Below are 19,632 nucleotides of genomic sequence, written 5' to 3'. Positions count from 1 at the left end.
CCTATAACTATTACTATAGTCTGAATTGTTCACCTAGGTACACATCGCGTACTTTTTGGTTGTTTAAAACGTCTTCGGCCGTGCCTGATGCGATTAATTCGCCGTGAGAAACAATGTAGGCTTTCTCACATACATCTAAGGTTTCACGCACGTTGTGGTCAGTTATTAATACGCCAATACCGCGATTTTTCAAATGCTCAATTATTTTCTTTATATCTATCACTGAAATAGGATCAACACCAGCAAAAGGTTCATCTAACAGGATAAATTTGGGGTTTGCGGCTAATGCCCGCGCAATTTCCACACGACGACGTTCACCACCCGACAATGCCATACCTTGTGAATCTCGAATATGGCCAATGTTAAATTCTTCTAATAAATCATCGAGCGCTTCTTCACGTTGCACACGATTAAGTTCTTTGCGTGTTTCTAAAATCGCCATGATGTTTTGATACACGGTAAGCTTTCTAAAAATCGATGATTCTTGCGGTAAATAGCCAATACCTAAACGGGCGCGACTATGCATTGGTTGCAATGTAATGTCATTATCATCAATGCGAATTACGCCATTGTCGCTCGGTACTAAACCAACAATCATGTAAAAGGTCGTAGTTTTACCAGCACCGTTAGGGCCAAGCAAACCAACAATGCTGCCAGCTTTCACTTCTAAACCAACATTTTTTACCACTTGGCGTGATTTGTAACTTTTAGCCAGCTTTTCGGCAATTAATGTGCTCATTGTCCGCCTTGTTCATTTTGCGTATTGATGATGGTTTTTACTTGGTTATTTGAGTTTTCAGCTTTTTTAGAGGTCACCGTTTCAGCTGCGCGATCGTATATGATAGTGTCTGCTGACATCATGTCGCCATTTTGTTGAAATTTAGCGCCACCAGACATTGTAAATAATGATTTAGCCACATCGTAAGTGACTTTTTTAGCACTTGCGACAATGATTGTTCCATCTTCTTGTTCAGCACTAAATTTTACCGGATCACCACTGGCAATAAGTAATTGCTGGTTATCTCCTAATTCAGCTCGTTTATGTGCTTCAAGGTAATCGGCGGTGATGGTCATATTGCCATGCTTAATTTGTACATTATGGCGAAAAATACCGACATTTTCTTTTAAGCGAGCAGCTTGCTCATCGGCGTCAATCTCAAGTGGGTGCTTAAGTTTGATCTGCTCAGCGATAGCGTGTCCACTTGTGATACACAAAGTGAAAGCTAGTCCAGCGATTGACAGTAATTTCGTCATGTTATTGGTCATAATAAGTGGTCTTTGTATGGTTTATTAACTTAATAACTTGCTCTTCTAAATTAGCATTGAGGCCTTGTCCTTTAATTTCAAGTCCCGGACCTGTCATTTTTACTTCGGATTGAGAAGTCATTAGTTTGCTATTAATTAAATATTCTACACTTGCCGCTTCAATTGTATTGAGCATGATATTTGGCGTTAGACTTTTGGCAATAACGTTTTGTTCCAAAATAAGCTTTTCGTTATTGTAGAGCGTGGCCTCATCGGCTGTGAGCTGCCACACACCTTGCTCTGAAAAAATAGTAAATTGCGGTTTTTCAAAGTGGGTAAACCCTAAATCTTGATACATCGACATTTTTCGCGCCATCACTTTATGGCTAACAGTACCAGATTCATTAAAGTTGGTTTGTTTTAAGTCGGTTGCAATGTAATCAGGAATACTGGCAACGTTTTCAACAATCGGCTTTGGTTCTTTAGGAGTAAAGAAGTAAGGCAGCCAAAGCCAAACCATAGCAATGGTGAAAAGTATAGTAAGTGCAATACGCGCCGACATTAGCTGCTACTGCCTGCGTGGCTAAGTTTTTTGTTTTGGCTCAGCATAATTAAATCGGTCAGTTCTCTTACTGCGCCAAAACCGCCTAGCATGGTAGTTTTATAATCAGCGATGCGCTTTACCAGAGGGTGAGCATCATTGGTTGCGACAGCAAAGCCAACTAATTCCATTACGGGTAAATCAGGACTATCGTCGCCAATATAAGCAATGTTTTCGTTATCAAGTGATAACGCGTGTTTTAAGTTATTAAAAGCGACTATTTTATCTTCTTGCCCTTGATAGATATGCTGAACAGTAAGGCTTTCCATGCGGTTTTCCACAATCTTTGAGTTGCGCCCGGTAATTACCGCAACCTGTACGCCACTATTGATAAGCGACTTAATACCAAAACCATCTTTAGTATGAAATGCTTTTAGTTCTTCGCCATCATTACCAAGGTAAATGCGACCATCAGAAAATACGCCATCGATATCACAAATCAACAGTTTAATCTTGCTTGCTTTTGCAAATACGTCAGCGCTGGTTTGTGCATATAATTCGTTAAAAAGCTGCTGTGAGGCAGTTAAACTCATAAAACACCTGCCTTAAGTAAATCCTGCATATTAAGTGCGCCAATTGGCTGTTGTTGCTGGTCAACTACAAGCAAACCGTTTATTTTCTTTTGTTCCATTATGTTTAAGGCTTCAGCAGCAAGCATCGATTCATTTGCTGTTGTGCACTGTTTAGTCATCACTTCTGAAATAGCTGTAGCGTGAATATCAATGCGTTGTTCTAAAATTCGGCGCAGGTCACCATCGGTAAAAATACCTGAAAGCAATCCGTTATTGTCGACAACGGCTGTCATACCAAGCCCTTTAGCTGTCATTTCTAACAGAGCGTTTTTAACCGTTGTGTTTTCGGCGACCACAGGTAATGCTTCGCCTTGATGCATAACATCTTTAAGCATCAACAATAGGCGCTTTCCTAAACTGCCGCCAGGGTGTGATAAAGCAAAATCATCGGCGGTAAAGCCTTTTTCTTCAAGTAGTGCAACAGCAATTGCATCACCCATTGCTAAGGTTGCAGTGGTACTTGCTGTTGGTGCGAGTCCTAAAGGGCAGGCTTCTTCGGAAATGGCAATAGAGATGTGTACATCTGATTGTTGTGCAAGAGTTGAGTGTTGTTTGCCACTCATACCCACGATTTTTGCACCAATGCGTTTAATAACGGGGATCAGGTTAATCACTTCTGCGGTTTCACCTGAATTAGAGATCATCAATAGCACATCATCTTGTGTGATCATGCCTAAGTCGCCGTGACTTGCTTCGCCTGGGTGGACAAAAAAAGCTGGGGTGCCTGTGCTTGCAAGCGTCGCCGCTATTTTATTACCGATATGGCCTGATTTTCCCATACCAATGACAATAACACGGCCTTTGCAGTCATACATCAACTGACACGCATTGCTAAAGTCATCGTTAATATATTGAGCGAGTTGCTCAATGGCATTTTTTTCGATTTCTAAAACGCGTTTACCGCGAGCAATAAAGTTCATGACTTTGCCTTAAGCGCTTACTGTTGAGAAAATAAGGTATTGATATCCTAAAAAGGCAGCTAACAACAAACCGCCTTCAACACGATTAATACGGCGTGAACCGCGAATACTCAAACTCATTGCAATAAGTGCTGCTGTTGCACCTAACATAATTAAGATATCGCGGCTTGATACTGCAGGATCAACGCTTGATGGATTAATAATGCCCGCAAGCGACAATACCGCTAACAGGTTAAAGATATTTGAGCCAATAATGTTGCCTAGCGCTAAGTCGTCTTCATTTTTAAGTACGCCAGCAACACATGCCGCAAGTTCAGGGAGGCTGGTACCAATTGCAATAATAGTTAGGCCAATCACCAAATCGCTAATACCAAATAGTTTGGCAATGTCGGTTGCTGATTCAATAATAAAATGTGAACTGATAGGTAAAATCGCCATGCCGATAACTAACCACATAAGCGCAATCGGTGTGCGTACATTGTCAGGCACTTCGTCACAGGCTTCGTCAACGAAGGGATCGTGTTCGGCATTGGCTGCTTTGCTTTGTTTTACCGAGATAATGGTCACTGCAGCAATAAAAATGAAGAAACTCACCATCAGTGCAACACCTTCACCAAATGCTAAATAGTTGTCCGATAAAATGTACCAAGCACCAAGGGATACTAGCATTACGACTGGCATTTCACGTTTTAGCGTACTCGATGACACACTCAGCGGGCGCAACAGTGCAGTAATACCAAGTACTAGCAGAATATTAGTAATATTTGAACCAACCGCGTTACCGACAGCAGTGTCTGTTTGTTTTGCTAGCGCCGCTTGCGCCGATACCATCATCTCTGGTGCCGATGAGCCCATCGCGACAATTGTTAAACCAATAATTAATGTTGGAATACCATAGTTCTTTGCCAGTGCAGCCGCACCAAAAACAAAGCGATCCGCACTCCAAACTAAGCCGACAAATCCTGCAATTAAAATAGCAATTGATAACAACATTATTGAATAAAAACCAAAATTTAGATAACACCAAATAATATCAAATCTGGATTTAAAACACAGCTTTTGTAAGTGTTATTACAAATATTTACTTTTTCATAGGTTTCACAACATTTTTAAAACGCTTAGAATACAGTGCGCAATTAATTCTAGGAGAGCGACTTGTCGCAAAGTTTAGTTGAAATAAAGGACGTTACCTTTTCTCGTGGCGATAGAGTGATTTATCAAAACATGAGCTTTAGCGTTCCTACAGGAAAAATCACCGCGATAATGGGACCAAGTGGTATTGGTAAAACAACCATGTTGCGTTTGATTGGTGGTCAGCTGAAACCCGATTCAGGCGACATTTTGTTTTCAGGTGAAAGCATTCCGAAAATGTCACGCAGCGAGTTATACCAAGCGCGTGAACGTATGAGTATGTTATTTCAAAGCGGCGCTCTATTCACTGATATGAGCGTGTTTGACAATATTGCTTTTCCACTTCGTGAACATACTAAACTGTCAGAAGATGTTATCCGTATTATCGTATTAATGAAATTAGAAGCGGTTGGGTTACGTGGCGCGCGTGACTTAATGCCGTCAGAACTTTCAGGTGGTATGGCAAGGCGTGCGGCACTGGCTCGGGCAATTGCACTCGACCCTGAATTAATCATGTACGATGAACCTTTTGCGGGCCAAGATCCAATCTCAATGGGCGTGTTAGTTAAGTTAATCAAATCATTAAACCAAACACTTAATATCACTTCTTTGGTAGTAACGCACGATGTGACAGAGGTGATGAGTATTGCGGATCATGTCGTGATTTTAGCGGATAAAGGAGTGATTGGCGAAGGTTCACCTGAACAGGTCGCTCAGTCAAAATCGCCGTTAGTTCAACAGTTTTTACAAGGGCTATCTGATGGCCCTGTGCCATTCCACTTTGATGCTGCGCCATACGAACAAGATTTATTAATGGGAAGCGAACGTGGTTAATACTATTCAAACAATCGGCCGCAATACACTAGACACACTAGCAGGCATAGGCCGTGCGCTAATTATGTTGTTAGGCGCTATTTTTAGTGTGCCAAATTTCAAAAAGGGCACACCATTATTGATAAAGCAACTTTATATGGTTGGCTTTTTATCACTGATTATTATTTTAGTTTCAGGCCTTTTTATCGGCATGGTATTGGCGTTACAAGGCTACACAGTATTGGTGGATTACGGTGCTGAAGACAGCCTAGGCCCATTGGTTGCGCTGAGCTTATTGCGAGAGTTAGGCCCAGTAGTAACGGCATTGTTATTTGCTGGTCGCGCAGGCAGTGCATTAACTGCCGAAATCGGTTTAATGAAGGCAACAGAACAGTTGACTAGTTTAGAAATGATGGCTGTAGATCCCCTAAAACGTGTGATTGCGCCACGTTTTTGGGCAGGCATGATTAGTATGCCGTTGCTTGCGATGATTTTCTCGGCGGTAGCGATTCTTGGTGCACATATTGTTGGTGTTGATTGGCTTGGTGTGGATTCAGGTAGTTTTTGGTCAATTATGCAGGCACAAGTATCGTTTGAAAAAGACATTTTAAATGGCGCAATTAAAGCCGTGGTATTTGCCTTTGTTGTGACTTGGATTGCACTTTATAAAGGCTACGATTGTGTACCAACTTCTGAAGGTATTAGTAAAGCAACAACAGAAACCGTAGTGCAGTCATCATTGGCAGTTTTGGGATTAGATTTTGTGCTAACAGCAATTATGTTTGGCGCGTAAAGGGTAAAAAATGAATTCGAAGAAAATTGAAATATTAGTAGGCTTTTTCGTTAGTTTAGGTATAGCAGCAATTGTGATGCTGGCACTTAAGGTAGCAAATGCGGGAATGAGCGGCAACGGCGATACTTACAGCCTTTATGCAAAATTCGACAATATAGGCTCACTTAAAGTGCGTTCACCAATCAAGGTGGGTGGTGTTGTAGTGGGTCGTGTAGAAGCAATTAATTTAGACCCTACGGACTATGTGCCTGTTGTGCACATGAAAATTGCGACAGAATACAGCAATTTTACCGAGACTACGTCGGTCAATATATTAACTTCAGGCATTCTTGGTGAGCAGTATTTAGGTATTAACCCAGGTGTGATTGCGCACAAAGATATGAATGGTGAGGATGAACTAAGTGAAATGTTTGGCCTCGAAGAAGTAAAGGTTTTAAAAGATGGTGACTTTATTACTGATACGAAATCAGCTCTGGTATTGGAAGAGCTTATTGGTCAGTTTTTGTTTAACCAAAGTAACGATTAATTAGGATTGTAATAGTTAAGATGATGAAATATTTATTTGCGATTTTACTGGTATTGGCATCGAGTGTATCAGTTGCTAAAGAAGTGGATGAAAGTAACCCGTATTTAATGGTGAGAACGGTTGCGGAGAATACCTTTGCTCGTATCACTCAAGATAAAGCGATTATTGAACAAGATAAAAACCATTTAAAAGTAGTGGTTGAGCAAGAACTACTTCCTTATATCGATTATCGTTATGCGGCGCAGCGTGTGCTTGGTAGCTATATTTCTAAAGTGCGTAATATTAAAGATAAAGAACAGCAAAAGGCGGAAATTGAAAACCTTAAACGCTTTATTGATGTATTTCGCGAATACTTAATTACGTCTTATGCGGGTATTTTTACGCAATATCGTGGTCAAGAAGTAGAATTTGCACCAGCTCAAGACTTTTCAGACGATAAGTTAGTGCTTGTTAAAACTAAAATTGTTGAATCAGGTAAGCCAGATATCAACATCGACTTTAAAGTACGCAAAACTAAATCAGGCGAATGGAAAGGTTTCGATATGTTACCTGAAGGCATTAGCTTATTAGATGCTAAGCAATCAGAGTTTCACGGTATTTTGCGTACAGAGGGCCTTGGTTACGTAATTGATATGCTAGATAAAAAGAGCAAGTTGCCAGTGCAATTTGCTGGTGAATAAGTAATGTCTTTACTTACGTTAAAAGCGGTTGATGACACAACTTATGTATTGAGTGGCGAGCTTAATCGCTACTCAGTACCGAGTGTTAAACTACCCAAAGTTCCAACTCAATCAACCCTAACGCTCGACTTGAGCGAGGTTGCTAAAGTTGACACTGCAGGCCTTGCTTGGCTCATCTATAATTTCTCACAATTGCAACGGAACAATATAAGCCTTAAACTTGTCCACTTACCTGAGCAACTCAAAAAGCTAATGCAATTGGGTCACGTAGAGAATTTATTTGAGTAGAGTTAATGGATCCTAAACAAGTCGAAGATATTTTATCGCAAGCATTATCGCTTGATTTTATTAAAGTAAAAGCCGAAGGCAGTCATTATGAACTGATTGTTGTAGGTGAGTGTTTTGCTGGCGCGTCGCGCGTTAAGCAGCAGCAAATGGTTTACGCACCATTAATGGAAAAGATTTCTGACGGCACAATGCATGCCGTATCAATTAAAGCCTACACGCCAGAACAATGGGAACGTGATCGCAAATTGATGATGCTATAGGTGGCATAAATGGATCAATTTGTTATTCAAGGCGGCAGCACTATTGCCGGAGAAGTGACTATTTCAGGCGCTAAAAACGCCGCACTTCCAATTTTATTTGCAGCAATCCTCGCTAACGGCAAAAGCCGTTTTACCAATGTACCGCGTTTGCGCGACATTAATACCACGGAAGCACTACTATCAACATTAGGCGCTAAAGTTGAATGGCAGCAAGATGATTTAATCGTTGATGGCGCGACTATAGACAAAGTGCTTGCGCCATACGAGCTTGTAAAGCAGATGCGCGCATCTGTTTTAGCGTTAGGGCCGTTATTGGCTCGTTTTGGTGAGGCGCAGGTCTCGCTACCTGGTGGTTGTGCTATTGGTGCTCGTCCAGTTGATCTTCATATTTCAGGTCTTGAAAAAATGGGCGCTGAAATCACGGTAGAAGGTGGTTACATTAATGCCAAAGTAAACGGTCGCTTGAAAGGCGCGCACATCTTTATGGATGTGGTGAGTGTTGGTGCTACCGAAAACTTACTAATGGCGGCAACCTTAGCAGACGGTGTCACTGTATTAGAAAACGCAGCACGTGAACCTGAAATCACCGACTTAGCTAAGTATCTAAGTGCTATGGGGGCGAAGATTTCAGGTGCAGGTTCGGATCGTATTGAAGTAACCGGTGTAGAGTCGCTAAAAGGTTGTCAGCATCGCATTTTGCCAGATCGCATCGAAACGGGTACGTACCTAGTTGCAGCGGCAATGGCAAAAGGCGAAGTGCTATGTCATGGCACTGACCACTTTAGTTTAGAGCCTGTTATTGAAAAGCTACGTGATGCTAACGCACACATTGAGCTTACGGATAACAGTATTTATCTTGATATGCGTGGTCGCATGCCAAAAGCGGTTAATATTAAAACCTCTCCGCACCCAGGCTTTCCAACCGATATGCAAGCACAATTTACAGCGTTAAATGTGGTTGCTGAAGGCAGTGCAACGATTACAGAAACGATTTTCGAAAACCGTTTTATGCATGTGCCAGAGCTAAAGCGTATGGGAGCGAATATTCGCTTAGAAGGTAATACCGCAATTTGTGAGCACACTGAGCAACTTAGTGGCGCACAGGTAATGGCGACAGACCTTCGTGCTTCAGCGAGTCTGATACTGACAGGTGCAATTGCACAAGGTGAAACCGTGGTAGACCGCATTTACCACGTTGACCGAGGTTATCAGCGCATTGAAGATAAACTAGGTGGTTTAGGCGTTAAAATTAAGCGTCGTAAAGCTTAATCACCTAGATTATTGAAGAATCAAAAAAGGCCGCATATGCGGCCTTTTTGTTTTATAAAGCTACTATTTTAGAACTGTAACTCACCAACAGTGACTGGCACTTCAATAACTTTACCTTCACGAATAATTGTAAAGTTTAATACGCTACCTGGAGGTGTGTTCGTTACTAATTCCAATGTTGTATTGGTATTCACGACTTTTTTACCATCGATTTTTGTCACGATATCGTTGAGTTCAAAGCCTGCTTGCCATGCAGGGCCCAACGGGTCGAGGCGAGCAATGCGCATGCCATATACAGGAGTGTGATTGTTTCTCACAAAACGACCTGAACTATCGACAGGGTCTGCATCAAAGCCAATATAGCCACGAATAACACGGCCATACTTAATTATTTTATCCATCACTTCTTTGGCAAGCGAGTAGGGCACAGCAAAGAAAATACCTTGCACTTCTAAATTGCGCGCATGCTTAAACTTAGCTGAGGTAATGCCCACTAGTGTACCGTTGGTATTAATCACTGCTCCACCCGAATTACCGGTATTAACCGCGGCATCCATTTGTAAAAATCGGGTATGGCGGGTTTGCGCAATATTAGTTTTGTCGGTGGCACTAATAATGCCTTGCGTAATTGTTTGGCCCAAGTTTAATGGATTACCAATTGCTAAAATGACGTCGCCCACTTGTGGGATAAAGTCGTTATTGGTTGGGATTTCCGGTAGATGTTCAGCGGTTATTTTTAACAATGCTAAATCCGTAGGTACGTCAAAGCCAATAAGCTGTACATCAGTAAATTGTCGGCCATCGTTTAGTACAACTAAAATTTGGTCTGCGTTATTAATTACGTGATAGTTAGTGAGAATATAGCCTTTTTTGGACATGATAATGCCAGAGCCAAGCTCTCTTACAGGCGTTGATGGGCGCAGGCTGCGAGGGCGATTGCTAACTGATTCTGAATATATGTTCACAACAGCAGGCGATGCGGCTTTTACCGCGTTAGCAAAACTTAAATGGCTAGCATTAAGTGGCGCTTTATTTGCTGAAAGCTGTTCACGCAATAATTCTGGTGAAAATACCAATAGGTAGATAAAGGCAAAACCAAGTCCTAACAAAATAGGAGTAAGCAAAAACTGAAGCTTCTTTAACACGCTGAGCCGTTAATTATTATTTTCAAAGGGTGTTTATTGTGGCAAGAATATGACTATTCGGCAAGTTGCAGGTTTTAACACTAATCCATAAAAAACGCCCAAATTACTTTGGGCGCTTGGATTAGCAAGTTGTATTATTTTTTGAACGGCAGAGATTACTGAATTTGTACGTTAAAAATACGAGAGCCACGTTGAACTCGTAGGAAAATATAACCTTGTACATCTTCAACTGCCTTGGTTAAGTCGCGCACAGAATCTATACGGGTACGGTTAACCATTAAGATGACATCGCCTTCTTCTAGTCCTACGCGTGCAGCTGGTGCACGGCTAGAATCAATCGATTTGACTAAAACCCCTTCTTTGCCATCGTTCGTTTCACCGGCTTCTAGCGTTGCACCCGTTAAATTGCGATGTAGTTTATCTGCCGAGGTTGCAACATCTGAAATCCCGCCAAGTTTAACCTTAACGGTTTTGCTCTTGCCGTCACGAATAATTCCTAACTTCACAGTTTTACCTTCGCCAGCGGTTGCGATTTTACTGCGTAGCTCTAAGAAACTATGGATTTTCTTACCGTCGATACTGGTGATTACGTCATTCACCTTTAAACCCGCTTTTTCAGCAGGACTATCTTCATCAACTGCGTTTACAAAAGCGCCTTGTTTGGTTTCTAGGTCAAATGCTTCCGCTACGCCAGCATTCACATCACCACCGCGAATACCTAAGCTACCGCGGCGAACTTCACCGTATTCTAAAATTTGGTCTATAAGACTTTTCATCATGTTTGATGGAATTGCAAAACCAATACCAACGTTACCGCCAGATGCGCCTAAAATTGCAGTGTTAATACCGATTAATTGACCGTTTAAATTTACCAGTGCACCGCCAGAGTTACCTTGGTTAATTGCTGCATCGGTTTGAATAAAGTCTTCGTAACCTTCAATGTTTAAGCCTGAGCGACCAAGCGCACTTACTATGCCTGAGGTTACTGTATGGCTAAGCCCAAATGGGTTACCAATCGCCACTGAAAAATCACCGACACGCAGCTCGTCTGAATCAGCTAATTTTACTTCAGTTAAATCATCGCCTTCTACTTCAAGTAATGCGATATCAGACTGAGGGTCGCTACCAACTAACTTGGCTTCAAACTCGCGGCCATCTTGTAAGGTGACAATAATTTTTTCAGCGTCTTGAATAACATGGTTGTTGGTAACAATATGACCGTCTTTCGCGTCGATAATCACGCCAGAACCTAAGCCACTAAACGGGCGTTTTTCGGCGCGGGGCTGGCGCTGCGGGTTACCAAAAAAGAAATCAAACGGGTCAACGCGTTGGCGTACTTGTTTGGAACCAGATACGCGAATACTTACAACACCCGGGGTTACGCGTTCTAGCATAGGCGCTAGCGTTGGCAGTTGTTGTCCGTTAACCGAAACAGGTAATTTTGCATGGCTAATTGCCGGTGAAACTAAAAGAGTTGCAGATAGTATCGCTGCACTTAAAACGGTAAATTTAGTTTTCATAGTCAAAATAACGCTCCTTAAATCAAAAGGGTAGCTGATTTGCTTTTTCTTGTTAGCGGCAAACCAGCCAGTTACTTATAATGACTATGGGGTCAAAAAAAAGTTCATCAAGATGCGATTAAGCACTTTCTGTTTGCTTGTTTTCTGAGCTGTTACCTCTGAAAATGCCCGATTCGCCAGTGACAAAGTCGGCTGGCGCTGCTTGTAATTCAGCGTTTCGTGCTAATAACTCAGAGCGAGTTTTGTCGTTATTACGTGTCTCAGACAAAATCTCGGTCGCTTCTTGTGAGAAGAAAGGCACGACTTCTACGTTTTTTTCAGCAACTAATAACTTGTTAGTTTCTTCCATATGCTTAACTAGCTGCACGTAGCTGTCTTGCATTTTATTAACAAGTTTATTGGTGTGAGCAACGTGGTCGGCCACATCTTGTTTAAATTGCTCAAGGTCACCTTGCGCTTTTTCTACTTCTTTTTCGAGCTCATCATGTTCGTATTGACGTTTGGTAATTAGGCTTCCGATAAAAAAGCTAGCAACGGCAGTGACTACTAATAGGGTGATCCAAATGGCTGTACTCATACTATTAAGCCTTATAATTTTTCAAAATAGATAGTTTAAATATACGCTTTGATTGCGCTCGTGTTAATATTTTACATCAAAATTTCAGTAACGCTTTGTATTTATCATGACCCCTTGGCAAAAATATCAACAAGATTTAACTCGCGATGACTTTCACCATGATGCTGCGCAGGAAAATGCAGTGCGTCATTTGCAACGTTTGTACGACGATTTAACGGCACAGCCACCGTCTAAAAAAGGCTTTTTTGCCAGCCTTTTTTCAAAACAAGAAGTAAAGCCGATAAAAGGCCTATATTTTTGGGGCGGGGTTGGGCGTGGTAAAACGTATTTGGTTGATACGTTTTTTGATTCGCTGCCGTTTGAGCGCAAAATGCGAGTGCACTTTCACCGTTTTATGCACCGTGTACATGATGAATTAAAGCTGCTAAAAGACGTAAAAGATCCGCTTGAAAAGGTTGCTGATAAATTTAAAAGCGAAGCGGATATTATCTGCTTTGATGAGTTTTTTGTGCAAGATATTACCGACGCCATGCTATTGGGCGGTTTAATGCAAGAGCTGTTTAAGCGCGGCATAGTACTCGTTGCTACATCCAATATTGTGCCTGATGAGCTCTATCGCAATGGTTTACAACGTGCACGCTTTCTGCCAGCAATTGATTTAGTTAATGCGAATACTGAGGTGGTTAATGTTGATTCGGGCATTGATTACCGTTTGCGTACGCTTGAGCAAGCAGAAATTTATCACAGCCCGTTAGATGCGCAGGCAGATAAAAATTTATTTGAGTACTTCGATAAATTATCGCCTGAAGCCGGTTGCTTGGATAAGGTTATTGAAATTGAGGGACGTAACCTTACGACGCGCAAAGAAGCTGACAGCATAGTGATGTTCGAATTTAGCGAGTTATGTGAAACTGCGCGTAGCCAAGTAGATTACATGGAACTCAGTCGTATTTATCATACTGTGTTGCTATCAAATGTAATTCATATGGGGTCGGAACATGCTAATGACGACGCAGCGCGCCGTTTTATTGCTTTAGTTGATGAGTTCTATGAGCGTAATGTAACTTTAATCATTTCAGCGATTGCACCATTAGAAGAGCTTTATACTGGCGGTATTTTAGACTTTGAATTTAAACGCTGTATTAGCCGCTTACAAGAAATGCAAAGCTTAGAGTATTTAGGACGCGAGCATTTAGCCTAACAAGGCTTGTTTAACGTAAAGAAATTAGATCTTAGGCTCTAGTTTTTTTAACCTTTTTTTCTACTTCAACTTTACGTTTTTTATTTTTATCCAAGCGTTACCACCTTTTTCATCGGTTAGATTTGGCACAAAATAAAGTGCAGAAACATTCGCTTTTGTGATGCCTTTATCCTTTGACCAGTTTGGCGTCCAATCTGGGCGGTTGAAATCACCTAAGGTTAACGTGTGCGTTTGCCATTGATTAGCGCTTGGTAAAAGCGCTTGATAGTGGGCATAGCTTTTATCACCTTTTCCACCATAATCCTTCTGCGATAACTTAACCACAAGCGGTTTGTCGCTTTGATAGGTGAGTTCAATACTCGCAATGTCGTTTAATGACTTATTCGGCAGATCGTAAATTAACTCTACCCACGAATTATTCTGTGTATCAACGCGAGGTACACGGTTGAAAGCAACCCCACATACTCTTCTTTAACCAGAGGCTTTTCATAACTTGCAGTACTGCCGTGCGGGTCAACTGCATAGCGCCATTGGCTCGCATCGAGGGTTTGCCCAGCGTAAAGCGCGGAGATTGAAAAGAGTGTTGCTAAAAGTAGTGTTTTTACATACATGATTATTTTCTTATAGTGATTATCTTTTGTTAGTAGCAATACTGGGGAAGTTGCTGGATGAGTGCTTAATTGTAGTGTAGCTAATGTATATTTGGTAGAGGTTGAGTTTCGCTTTTAGTTGTAGAGATTGAGTTCATTTATAGACTTGTTCCTCTTGAGTTACCTAGTTCCATCCAAAATACAAATATACTGCGTAGTAGGTCATGCGAAGTTGTTTTATGAAACTGTGAGAGCTAGGATAATATGAAGTGGTTCAAATCAGTTAGTACTCAAAAAAACGTTATTCCCCTAAACCATTAGAAAGTGAAATTCAGCTCAACAATGTTGCAATTTATTGACATTTTTGAAAATTCAAAGAAGTATATCGCAAAGGATTTTTAACTATATGGACATAAAATGAAGTACCTTATCGTTTTTTGCTTGCTCATATCATCTGGTTGCTCTTCTATTATTGCTAATAAAATTACCAAATCAGAGGATATCCAAGGAAACATAAACCTTTCAGCGAAAGAGATTGATGTATGCGGAAACGCAAACAATTGTACAAAGGTATATCAAGCTGATGGGTATTCTCACACTATGGTGTTCAATCTTGATTTTGGTAGCAGTAAACAAACTTGGTTATATCAATCAAAGTTTGCTGAAAAAATTGAGGAAAAGCCTTTAGAAGGTGAGATTGTTTATGTATTTGCCGGTTATAGTCAACCATTTAAGTTACTGACACAGTTTCAAGATTGGCTTACACAAGTTACAGGAGCAGAAGTGTTTATTGTGCCGAGCGCAAATAATGAGAGTACATTTCGTTTTGGTATGAGTTATGTTGAACCCATAGCTCAATACATTCGGAAAGAAAACAAAAAAGTCCATTTAATAGGCTTTTCTATGGGGGCTGTCCCTGCACAACAAATTGCAATGCAAATCGAAAACTCGTCACTACATCTTATAGCACCTATGACGAATTTTGAAACTAGTCTCAATGCTTTTCGCGAATACTATTTGTCAAGTGTGGACAGATACTTTTTCGGCCAAGAAGAGGTGAAAGAAGCTGCAGATATTGTTATCGAACGAGCCGAACTCAAAGGGCGTGAATTAGACATAATAGGCAACTTGAAAGAATCACATAACAAGGCTTTTGTTTACATCTCACCTGAAGATATTGTTGTTGCTGATAATAGGTGGAGTGAATTCGACCATCCAAATGTACATGTTTATAATTATAGTAATATGATGCATGAGGTGATTGTTATGTTGATGAATCAGCAATTAAAGTTTGATTTAGTAAGTAACCTTACAAGCGAAGAATACATCTCTAAAAATAATAAGTTCTTAGGTACTATTTGCGAGGCTAAGGATAGAAACTGTATCAACAATTACACTCAATTAGAAACTGAACTGTCAGAATGATACCTGTGAATACTTAGTTTCATTGTTTAAAAGCAAATAAGTGGTAAATAGGTATTCTCCTTTTAATCAAACCAGAAAAAGGGATTTAAATGAGTAATGCGAGACATGGCGCGTAGCGGTCGAGCAAGCCATGCTGAGGCATGGATGCCGCTTCATGGCGTTTGTGTTCATATTTAAATTTTTTTAGAAGAGACAGTTTGATTTATGGGGCGGCTTTTATTACGAAATACATCCGTATATTTCGCCCTTCAGGCCAGCTTCGCTGTTCAAATTTATTCCCGATAAATTTGTGGTTCGCTCTTTTTGGCCGTTTAAAAAGAATGAACGAGTGTGTCATGGATGACACAAGATATGCGCAGGGAGGCAAATGTTTGCAACAACTCAAGCACTATCCCGATCACTAAATTTCCAATATTCTGTAACGAACCCAGAAAGACAATGAAAACCTTTATTTTCCTCAAATTATTAGTAGAAAAACTATCCAGCTCTTGCTATACTCCGCGTCCGCCACTTACCGTTCTACCTCGGTTAGTTTAGCCACAGCTGAGGGTTTTAAGTCTTGAGCTCGAAGGGGTTGAAGCAAGTGTAATAGAGCAGCAGAAATTTTTCTGCTTGTGGTTTTTAAATTGTAAACATTGGATTTTTAATAAATGAAAACGTTTGTTGCTAAGCCAGAATCTGTAAAACGTGACTGGTACGTAGTTGACGCTGAAGGCAAAACTTTAGGTCGTATCGCTACTGAAATCGCTCGCCGTCTACGCGGTAAGCATAAAGCTGAATATACTCCTCACGTAGATACTGGTGATTACATCATCGTTATTAACGCTGAGAAAGTTACTGTAACAGGTAACAAGACGACTGATAAAATGTACTATGCTCACACTGGTTTCCCAGGTGGTCTTAAGTCTATCACTTTCGATAAGCTTCAAGCTAAAAAGCCTGAAATGATCATCGAAAAAGCAGTTAAAGGTATGTTACCAAAAGGCCCTCTAGGTCGTGAAATGTACCGTAAACTAAAAGTATACGCAGGTTCAGAGCACGCACACGTTGCTCAACAGCCTCAAGTACTGGACATTTAAGGAGCATAACTCATGGCAAATCAATACTACGGTACAGGTCGTCGTAAAAGTTCAAGTGCTCGCGTATTCTTACGCCCAGGTACTGGCAACATCGTAATCAATCAACGTTCTATCGAAGAATACTTCGGTCGCGAAACTTCTCGCATGGTTGTTCGTCAGCCACTAGAGCTAGTTGAAATGACTGAAAAGTTTGACCTTTACATCACTGTTGAAGGTGGTGGTTCTACTGGTCAAGCGGGTGCTATCCGTCACGGTATTACTCGTGCGCTTATGGAGTTTGACGAGTCTCTTCGTTCTTCACTTCGTAAAGCTGGCTTCGTTACTCGCGACGCTCGTAAAGTTGAGCGTAAGAAAGTGGGTCTTAAGAAAGCACGTAAGAACACTCAATTCTCAAAACGTTAATTTTTTACGTTTACAAGAATTACAAAACCCGGGTTTATACTCGGGTTTTTTATTGCCTAAAATTCGTGATTGTCAGCGAGTCACTATTTTTAAAAATTACTATTTAAGGGCTTTGTTACGGCACCCTACATTTCTCAACATTTTCCCACAGTCACTTACAGAGAGTAGGGGTATTATTTCCCGCGTTAACTTCTTACTCAACTAATCCGTATCAAGGAAGTGATATGACTTCATTTAAATCGATCTCTTTAGTTGCGCTGGCTGTGGCGAGTGTGTTTGCAACGAATGCCTTGGCCGAACAAGCTAAAGGTGAAGAAATTGAACGTATTCAAGTGGTATCGAAGCGTTCAAGTGTGCTTACTGAAATTACCGAAGATGCTGAAAAGCTGATTAATATGCCGGGTGCTTTGGGCGATCCTTTGCTGGCTGTATATGCATTGCCTGGTGTTGTTGCTGCTGGCGGTTCTATGGGGGAGCCCGCTGTACGTGGTTCGTCGCCAGATGATAATTACTTTGAAGTCGACTTTATGCCTGCAGGCTATATTTTCCATGACTTTGGCAGCTCGATTTTTACCAAGTACTTGGTGCAAGACTTTCGCCTTTATTCTGCAGGTTATGGCACTAGCTTTAGTGATGCAACAGGCGCGGTATTTGATGTCACACTGCGTAACCCAAAAAATCAGGATGTTAAAACCACGCTTGATTTTACTATGTTTAAAGCGGGAGTTTTTGTTGAAGGTGCAATCACCGACGATATTTCATTTTATCTTTCTGGGCGAAAAAGCACGCTTCCGTTATTTTTCTCAGAAGGTGAGGAAATTGAAGACGAAGATGGCGAAAATACAGGCATTACAATAAATGATGCGCCCGATGACTATGATTACCAGAGTAAATTTGTTTGGGATATTAATAACAACAATGTGTTAAGTGTGTTGTTTACGGGCGCAGAAGACAGTGCGGCAGCAAGTTTTAGTGAACGCGCGGATTTATCACTTAAGAATCCTGATTTCCAAGGCGATGCAGATTTTGCGCGTTCCTTCGATAGCCAAAATGTTATTTGGGACCATTATGGTAAAGGTTATCAAGCAAAAGTGGGGATTGGCTCGTTAACACATTCGGGTCGATTAGATTATGGGCGCAGCAAGTTAACACCCAAAGGGTATTTTGAAGAAGAAAAAGAAGAGCTACTTACCTACAAAGGGCGTGTAAGTATAAATGTGGTAGGTGATGACTTACTTACATTTGATAGCGCTTATTTTGATAAAACGATAAGCTATGAATATGATACTTTTCTCTATGTCTGTACAGAATTAGATCCAGATTGCGAGCTTGCCAAAGGAGAGCGCATAGCAGGTAAACGAGAAGTCGATATTGGTAGTTACTTTATTGGCGCAAATTATCAATACACGATAACCGACTCGTTAATTGCCGACATTGGCGTACAACATCAAAAAAATGATTACAGTGATGAGTCGTTTACTCACCCGCGTTTAGGATTGACCTATCACATTAATCAAGATCAATCAGTGTGGGTTAAATATGGCAGTTACAATCGCCTGCAAGATATTGGGACTATTTTAGAAGACACAGGTAACCCCAACTTAAAGTCGCAAACAGCAAATCAGTCGGTTGTTGGTTATCAGCAGTTTTTGGCCGATGACTGGAGTTGGTCAATTGAAACCTATTACAAAACCATGGATGACTTACCGTTAGCACTGACTGAAAACGATGTGGATCAGCCTTTACGTTATAGCAACGATGTAACGGGTAGAGCTTATGGTGTTGATTTGCTTATTAATAAAAACAAAACTGACCGATGGTACGGCTGGATGAGTTTAAGTTATGGCAAAAGTGAACGTACGGATGAACGCCGTGATATCACTCGTGATTACTATGCCGACACACCACTTGTGTTTAATATGGTGTTTAACTACCAAATTAGCGAACGCTGGAATGGTGGCTTTAACTTCACAGCGCGCAGTGGTCAATCTTACACACCTATTGTAGGTGTGCGTGAAAACCCTGAATTTGAGGGGAATTTTTTACCGGAATATGGCGAACCATTCTCTGAGCGTTTTGATGCTTATCATCGTTTAGATTTGCGTTTTGAACGCAAAACCGATTTTTTTGGACTCGATGCATTGCTGATTTTAGAAGTAATGAATTTATACGCTAAAGATAATACGGCATATATCGACCTTGATTACGCTAAGGTGAAGTCAACCGATGACTTGATTTTAAAAGAAGAGAGCGATGACTTTGAAATGCGCCCGTCAGTTGGTTTTAGTTTCACATTTTAGTCACAAATTAGTCTAAAGCGAGGAATTTCCTCGCTTATTTCATTGGTTAATCCTCCCGCAGGTTGCTATACTCTGGCATGCATCAAATGTGGCTCGAAAAGCATAATTTAGCGACTAATTACTTTGAATTTCACGCACACTTCTACGGAGTTTTGATCTCTATCAGGACACGCTCACTCAATTTTGGGTAAGCTCTGTAAAAGCACAGAATTTTCACAGTTTTAGGCTGTGTGTTCGTGATTTCAAATAAATCGAACTAAAATACAATTTAATTGTGCTTGAAGACCGGTATAAC

At 41.0% G+C, this 19,632-nt stretch carries 23 protein-coding genes; 12 read left to right on the top strand and 11 right to left on the bottom strand.

The window, feature by feature from the left end:
* Positions 1-13 precede the first annotated feature (13 nt).
* Genes lptB through AN214_RS01815 form a run of 6 tightly spaced genes read right to left on the bottom strand, consistent with a single transcriptional unit; the run spans position 14 to position 4,331 of the window.
* Positions 14-739 carry an LPS export ABC transporter ATP-binding protein gene (gene lptB / locus AN214_RS01840; RefSeq protein ID WP_010561571.1) on the bottom strand — a complete coding sequence of 242 codons (726 nt, stop codon included), beginning with the start codon at positions 737-739 and terminating at the stop codon, positions 14-16.
* A complete protein-coding gene (gene lptA, locus AN214_RS01835) occupies positions 736-1,254 on the bottom strand; it encodes a lipopolysaccharide transport periplasmic protein LptA (protein ID WP_235576700.1) in 519 nt (172 codons plus the stop codon). Before lptA ends, lptB begins: the two co-directional genes overlap by 4 nt.
* A 1-nt stretch (position 1,255) precedes the next feature.
* Entirely contained in the window at positions 1,256-1,807 is a 552-nt protein-coding gene (gene lptC / locus AN214_RS01830) for an LPS export ABC transporter periplasmic protein LptC (RefSeq protein ID WP_010561573.1), read from the bottom strand.
* Complete coding sequence (gene kdsC / locus AN214_RS01825) at positions 1,807-2,379, bottom strand: 3-deoxy-manno-octulosonate-8-phosphatase KdsC (RefSeq protein ID WP_054978169.1); 573 nt, start codon at positions 2,377-2,379, stop codon at positions 1,807-1,809. Before kdsC ends, lptC begins: the two co-directional genes overlap by 1 nt.
* Positions 2,376-3,338: a KpsF/GutQ family sugar-phosphate isomerase gene (locus AN214_RS01820; RefSeq protein ID WP_054978168.1), complete on the bottom strand. Its 963-nt coding sequence runs from the start codon at positions 3,336-3,338 to the stop codon at positions 2,376-2,378. The genes kdsC and AN214_RS01820 overlap by 4 nt, the downstream gene beginning before the upstream one ends.
* Positions 3,339-3,347: 9 nt before the next feature.
* The gene (locus AN214_RS01815) at positions 3,348-4,331 is read right to left on the bottom strand and encodes a calcium/sodium antiporter (RefSeq protein WP_054978167.1); all 984 of its coding nucleotides are present in this window, start codon (positions 4,329-4,331) and stop codon (positions 3,348-3,350) included.
* Positions 4,332-4,493: 162 nt separating this feature from the next.
* On the opposite strand from AN214_RS01815, the gene mlaF reads away from it, so the two are divergent.
* The 7 genes from mlaF to murA are packed head-to-tail and all read left to right on the top strand — an operon-like array spanning position 4,494 to position 9,098.
* Positions 4,494-5,303 (top strand): phospholipid ABC transporter ATP-binding protein MlaF, encoded by an 810-nt coding sequence (gene mlaF / locus AN214_RS01810; protein ID WP_010561577.1) that lies wholly within the window; start codon positions 4,494-4,496, stop codon positions 5,301-5,303.
* Positions 5,296-6,075 carry a lipid asymmetry maintenance ABC transporter permease subunit MlaE gene (gene mlaE, locus AN214_RS01805; protein ID WP_010561578.1) on the top strand — a complete coding sequence of 260 codons (780 nt, stop codon included), beginning with the start codon at positions 5,296-5,298 and terminating at the stop codon, positions 6,073-6,075. The genes mlaF and mlaE overlap by 8 nt, the downstream gene beginning before the upstream one ends.
* Positions 6,076-6,085: 10 nt before the next feature.
* Positions 6,086-6,601 carry an outer membrane lipid asymmetry maintenance protein MlaD gene (mlaD, locus tag AN214_RS01800; RefSeq protein WP_054978166.1) on the top strand — a complete coding sequence of 172 codons (516 nt, stop codon included), beginning with the start codon at positions 6,086-6,088 and terminating at the stop codon, positions 6,599-6,601.
* Between the two features lie 20 nt (positions 6,602-6,621).
* Positions 6,622-7,281, top strand: coding sequence for a phospholipid-binding protein MlaC (locus AN214_RS01795; protein WP_054978165.1), 660 nt, complete (start codon positions 6,622-6,624; stop codon positions 7,279-7,281).
* A 3-nt stretch (positions 7,282-7,284) separates the two neighbouring features.
* Complete coding sequence (locus AN214_RS01790; RefSeq protein ID WP_054978164.1) at positions 7,285-7,569, top strand: lipid asymmetry maintenance protein MlaB; 285 nt, start codon at positions 7,285-7,287, stop codon at positions 7,567-7,569.
* A 5-nt stretch (positions 7,570-7,574) separates the two neighbouring features.
* Entirely contained in the window at positions 7,575-7,829 is a 255-nt protein-coding gene (locus AN214_RS01785) for a BolA family protein (RefSeq protein WP_010561582.1), read from the top strand.
* A 9-nt stretch (positions 7,830-7,838) separates the two neighbouring features.
* A complete protein-coding gene (gene murA, locus AN214_RS01780; RefSeq protein WP_054978163.1) occupies positions 7,839-9,098 on the top strand; it encodes a UDP-N-acetylglucosamine 1-carboxyvinyltransferase in 1,260 nt (419 codons plus the stop codon).
* A 68-nt stretch (positions 9,099-9,166) separates the two neighbouring features.
* On the opposite strand, the gene AN214_RS01775 is transcribed toward murA, so the two are convergent.
* The 3 genes from AN214_RS01775 to AN214_RS01765 all read right to left on the bottom strand — a co-directional run bounded on the left by AN214_RS01775 (position 9,167) and on the right by AN214_RS01765 (position 12,340).
* Entirely contained in the window at positions 9,167-10,243 is a 1,077-nt protein-coding gene (locus tag AN214_RS01775) for a trypsin-like peptidase domain-containing protein (protein ID WP_054978162.1), read from the bottom strand.
* Between the two features lie 155 nt (positions 10,244-10,398).
* Positions 10,399-11,763 carry a DegQ family serine endoprotease gene (locus AN214_RS01770; protein ID WP_054978161.1) on the bottom strand — a complete coding sequence of 455 codons (1,365 nt, stop codon included), beginning with the start codon at positions 11,761-11,763 and terminating at the stop codon, positions 10,399-10,401.
* A 118-nt stretch (positions 11,764-11,881) separates the two neighbouring features.
* A complete protein-coding gene (locus AN214_RS01765) occupies positions 11,882-12,340 on the bottom strand; it encodes a ZapG family protein (protein WP_054978160.1) in 459 nt (152 codons plus the stop codon).
* Positions 12,341-12,446: 106 nt separating this feature from the next.
* Here AN214_RS01765 and zapE point away from each other — a divergent pair, with 106 nt between their 5' ends.
* Positions 12,447-13,541 (top strand): cell division protein ZapE, encoded by a 1,095-nt coding sequence (gene zapE, locus AN214_RS01760; RefSeq protein WP_054978159.1) that lies wholly within the window; start codon positions 12,447-12,449, stop codon positions 13,539-13,541.
* A 60-nt stretch (positions 13,542-13,601) separates the two neighbouring features.
* Here zapE and AN214_RS22925 read toward each other — a convergent pair whose 3' ends face one another.
* Positions 13,602-13,865, bottom strand: a complete 264-nt coding sequence (locus AN214_RS22925; RefSeq protein ID WP_235576699.1) for a hypothetical protein — start codon at positions 13,863-13,865, stop codon at positions 13,602-13,604.
* An 80-nt stretch (positions 13,866-13,945) separates the two neighbouring features.
* Positions 13,946-14,152, bottom strand: a complete 207-nt coding sequence (locus AN214_RS22920; RefSeq protein ID WP_235576698.1) for a hypothetical protein — start codon at positions 14,150-14,152, stop codon at positions 13,946-13,948.
* Positions 14,153-14,548: 396 nt separating this feature from the next.
* Between AN214_RS22920 and AN214_RS01750 the strand changes: the two genes are divergently transcribed.
* The 4 genes from AN214_RS01750 (at position 14,549) to AN214_RS01735 (ending at position 19,337) form a co-directional block, all read left to right on the top strand.
* Positions 14,549-15,556, top strand: a complete 1,008-nt coding sequence (locus AN214_RS01750; RefSeq protein WP_054978158.1) for a hypothetical protein — start codon at positions 14,549-14,551, stop codon at positions 15,554-15,556.
* Between the two features lie 650 nt (positions 15,557-16,206).
* Positions 16,207-16,635: a 50S ribosomal protein L13 gene (gene rplM / locus AN214_RS01745; protein ID WP_010561590.1), complete on the top strand. Its 429-nt coding sequence runs from the start codon at positions 16,207-16,209 to the stop codon at positions 16,633-16,635.
* A gap of 12 nt (positions 16,636-16,647) precedes the next feature.
* Positions 16,648-17,037: a 30S ribosomal protein S9 gene (gene rpsI, locus AN214_RS01740; RefSeq protein WP_010561591.1), complete on the top strand. Its 390-nt coding sequence runs from the start codon at positions 16,648-16,650 to the stop codon at positions 17,035-17,037.
* A gap of 224 nt (positions 17,038-17,261) precedes the next feature.
* The gene (locus AN214_RS01735) at positions 17,262-19,337 is read left to right on the top strand and encodes a TonB-dependent siderophore receptor (RefSeq protein WP_054978157.1); all 2,076 of its coding nucleotides are present in this window, start codon (positions 17,262-17,264) and stop codon (positions 19,335-19,337) included.
* The last annotated feature ends 295 nt before the right edge of the window (positions 19,338-19,632 follow it).

Origin of the sequence: Pseudoalteromonas sp. P1-9, assembly GCF_001399975.1 — a bacterium.
Classification (GTDB): domain Bacteria; phylum Pseudomonadota; class Gammaproteobacteria; order Enterobacterales; family Alteromonadaceae; genus Pseudoalteromonas.
This window is presented reverse-complemented; position numbering and strand designations above follow the sequence as displayed.

What these genes read in the sequence shown, in the direction of transcription:
- AN214_RS01820 (WP_054978168.1), bottom strand. Translation starts at nt 3,338, where the DNA reads ATGAACTTTATTGCTCGCGGTAAACGCGTTTTAGAAATCGAAAAAAAT.
- lptC (WP_010561573.1), bottom strand. Translation starts at nt 1,807, where the DNA reads ATGTCGGCGCGTATTGCACTTACTATACTTTTCACCATTGCTATGGTT.
- lptA (WP_235576700.1), bottom strand. Translation starts at nt 1,254, where the DNA reads ATGACGAAATTACTGTCAATCGCTGGACTAGCTTTCACTTTGTGTATC.
- rpsI (WP_010561591.1), top strand. Translation starts at nt 16,648, where the DNA reads ATGGCAAATCAATACTACGGTACAGGTCGTCGTAAAAGTTCAAGTGCT.
- AN214_RS22920 (WP_235576698.1), bottom strand. Translation starts at nt 14,152, where the DNA reads ATGTATGTAAAAACACTACTTTTAGCAACACTCTTTTCAATCTCCGCG.
- AN214_RS01765 (WP_054978160.1), bottom strand. Translation starts at nt 12,340, where the DNA reads ATGAGTACAGCCATTTGGATCACCCTATTAGTAGTCACTGCCGTTGCT.
- AN214_RS01795 (WP_054978165.1), top strand. Translation starts at nt 6,622, where the DNA reads ATGATGAAATATTTATTTGCGATTTTACTGGTATTGGCATCGAGTGTA.
- AN214_RS01770 (WP_054978161.1), bottom strand. Translation starts at nt 11,763, where the DNA reads ATGAAAACTAAATTTACCGTTTTAAGTGCAGCGATACTATCTGCAACT.
- AN214_RS01790 (WP_054978164.1), top strand. Translation starts at nt 7,285, where the DNA reads ATGTCTTTACTTACGTTAAAAGCGGTTGATGACACAACTTATGTATTG.
- mlaD (WP_054978166.1), top strand. Translation starts at nt 6,086, where the DNA reads ATGAATTCGAAGAAAATTGAAATATTAGTAGGCTTTTTCGTTAGTTTA.
- rplM (WP_010561590.1), top strand. Translation starts at nt 16,207, where the DNA reads ATGAAAACGTTTGTTGCTAAGCCAGAATCTGTAAAACGTGACTGGTAC.
- zapE (WP_054978159.1), top strand. Translation starts at nt 12,447, where the DNA reads ATGACCCCTTGGCAAAAATATCAACAAGATTTAACTCGCGATGACTTT.
- AN214_RS01815 (WP_054978167.1), bottom strand. Translation starts at nt 4,331, where the DNA reads ATGTTGTTATCAATTGCTATTTTAATTGCAGGATTTGTCGGCTTAGTT.
- kdsC (WP_054978169.1), bottom strand. Translation starts at nt 2,379, where the DNA reads ATGAGTTTAACTGCCTCACAGCAGCTTTTTAACGAATTATATGCACAA.
- AN214_RS01785 (WP_010561582.1), top strand. Translation starts at nt 7,575, where the DNA reads ATGGATCCTAAACAAGTCGAAGATATTTTATCGCAAGCATTATCGCTT.
- murA (WP_054978163.1), top strand. Translation starts at nt 7,839, where the DNA reads ATGGATCAATTTGTTATTCAAGGCGGCAGCACTATTGCCGGAGAAGTG.
- AN214_RS01735 (WP_054978157.1), top strand. Translation starts at nt 17,262, where the DNA reads ATGACTTCATTTAAATCGATCTCTTTAGTTGCGCTGGCTGTGGCGAGT.
- AN214_RS01750 (WP_054978158.1), top strand. Translation starts at nt 14,549, where the DNA reads ATGAAGTACCTTATCGTTTTTTGCTTGCTCATATCATCTGGTTGCTCT.
- lptB (WP_010561571.1), bottom strand. Translation starts at nt 739, where the DNA reads ATGAGCACATTAATTGCCGAAAAGCTGGCTAAAAGTTACAAATCACGC.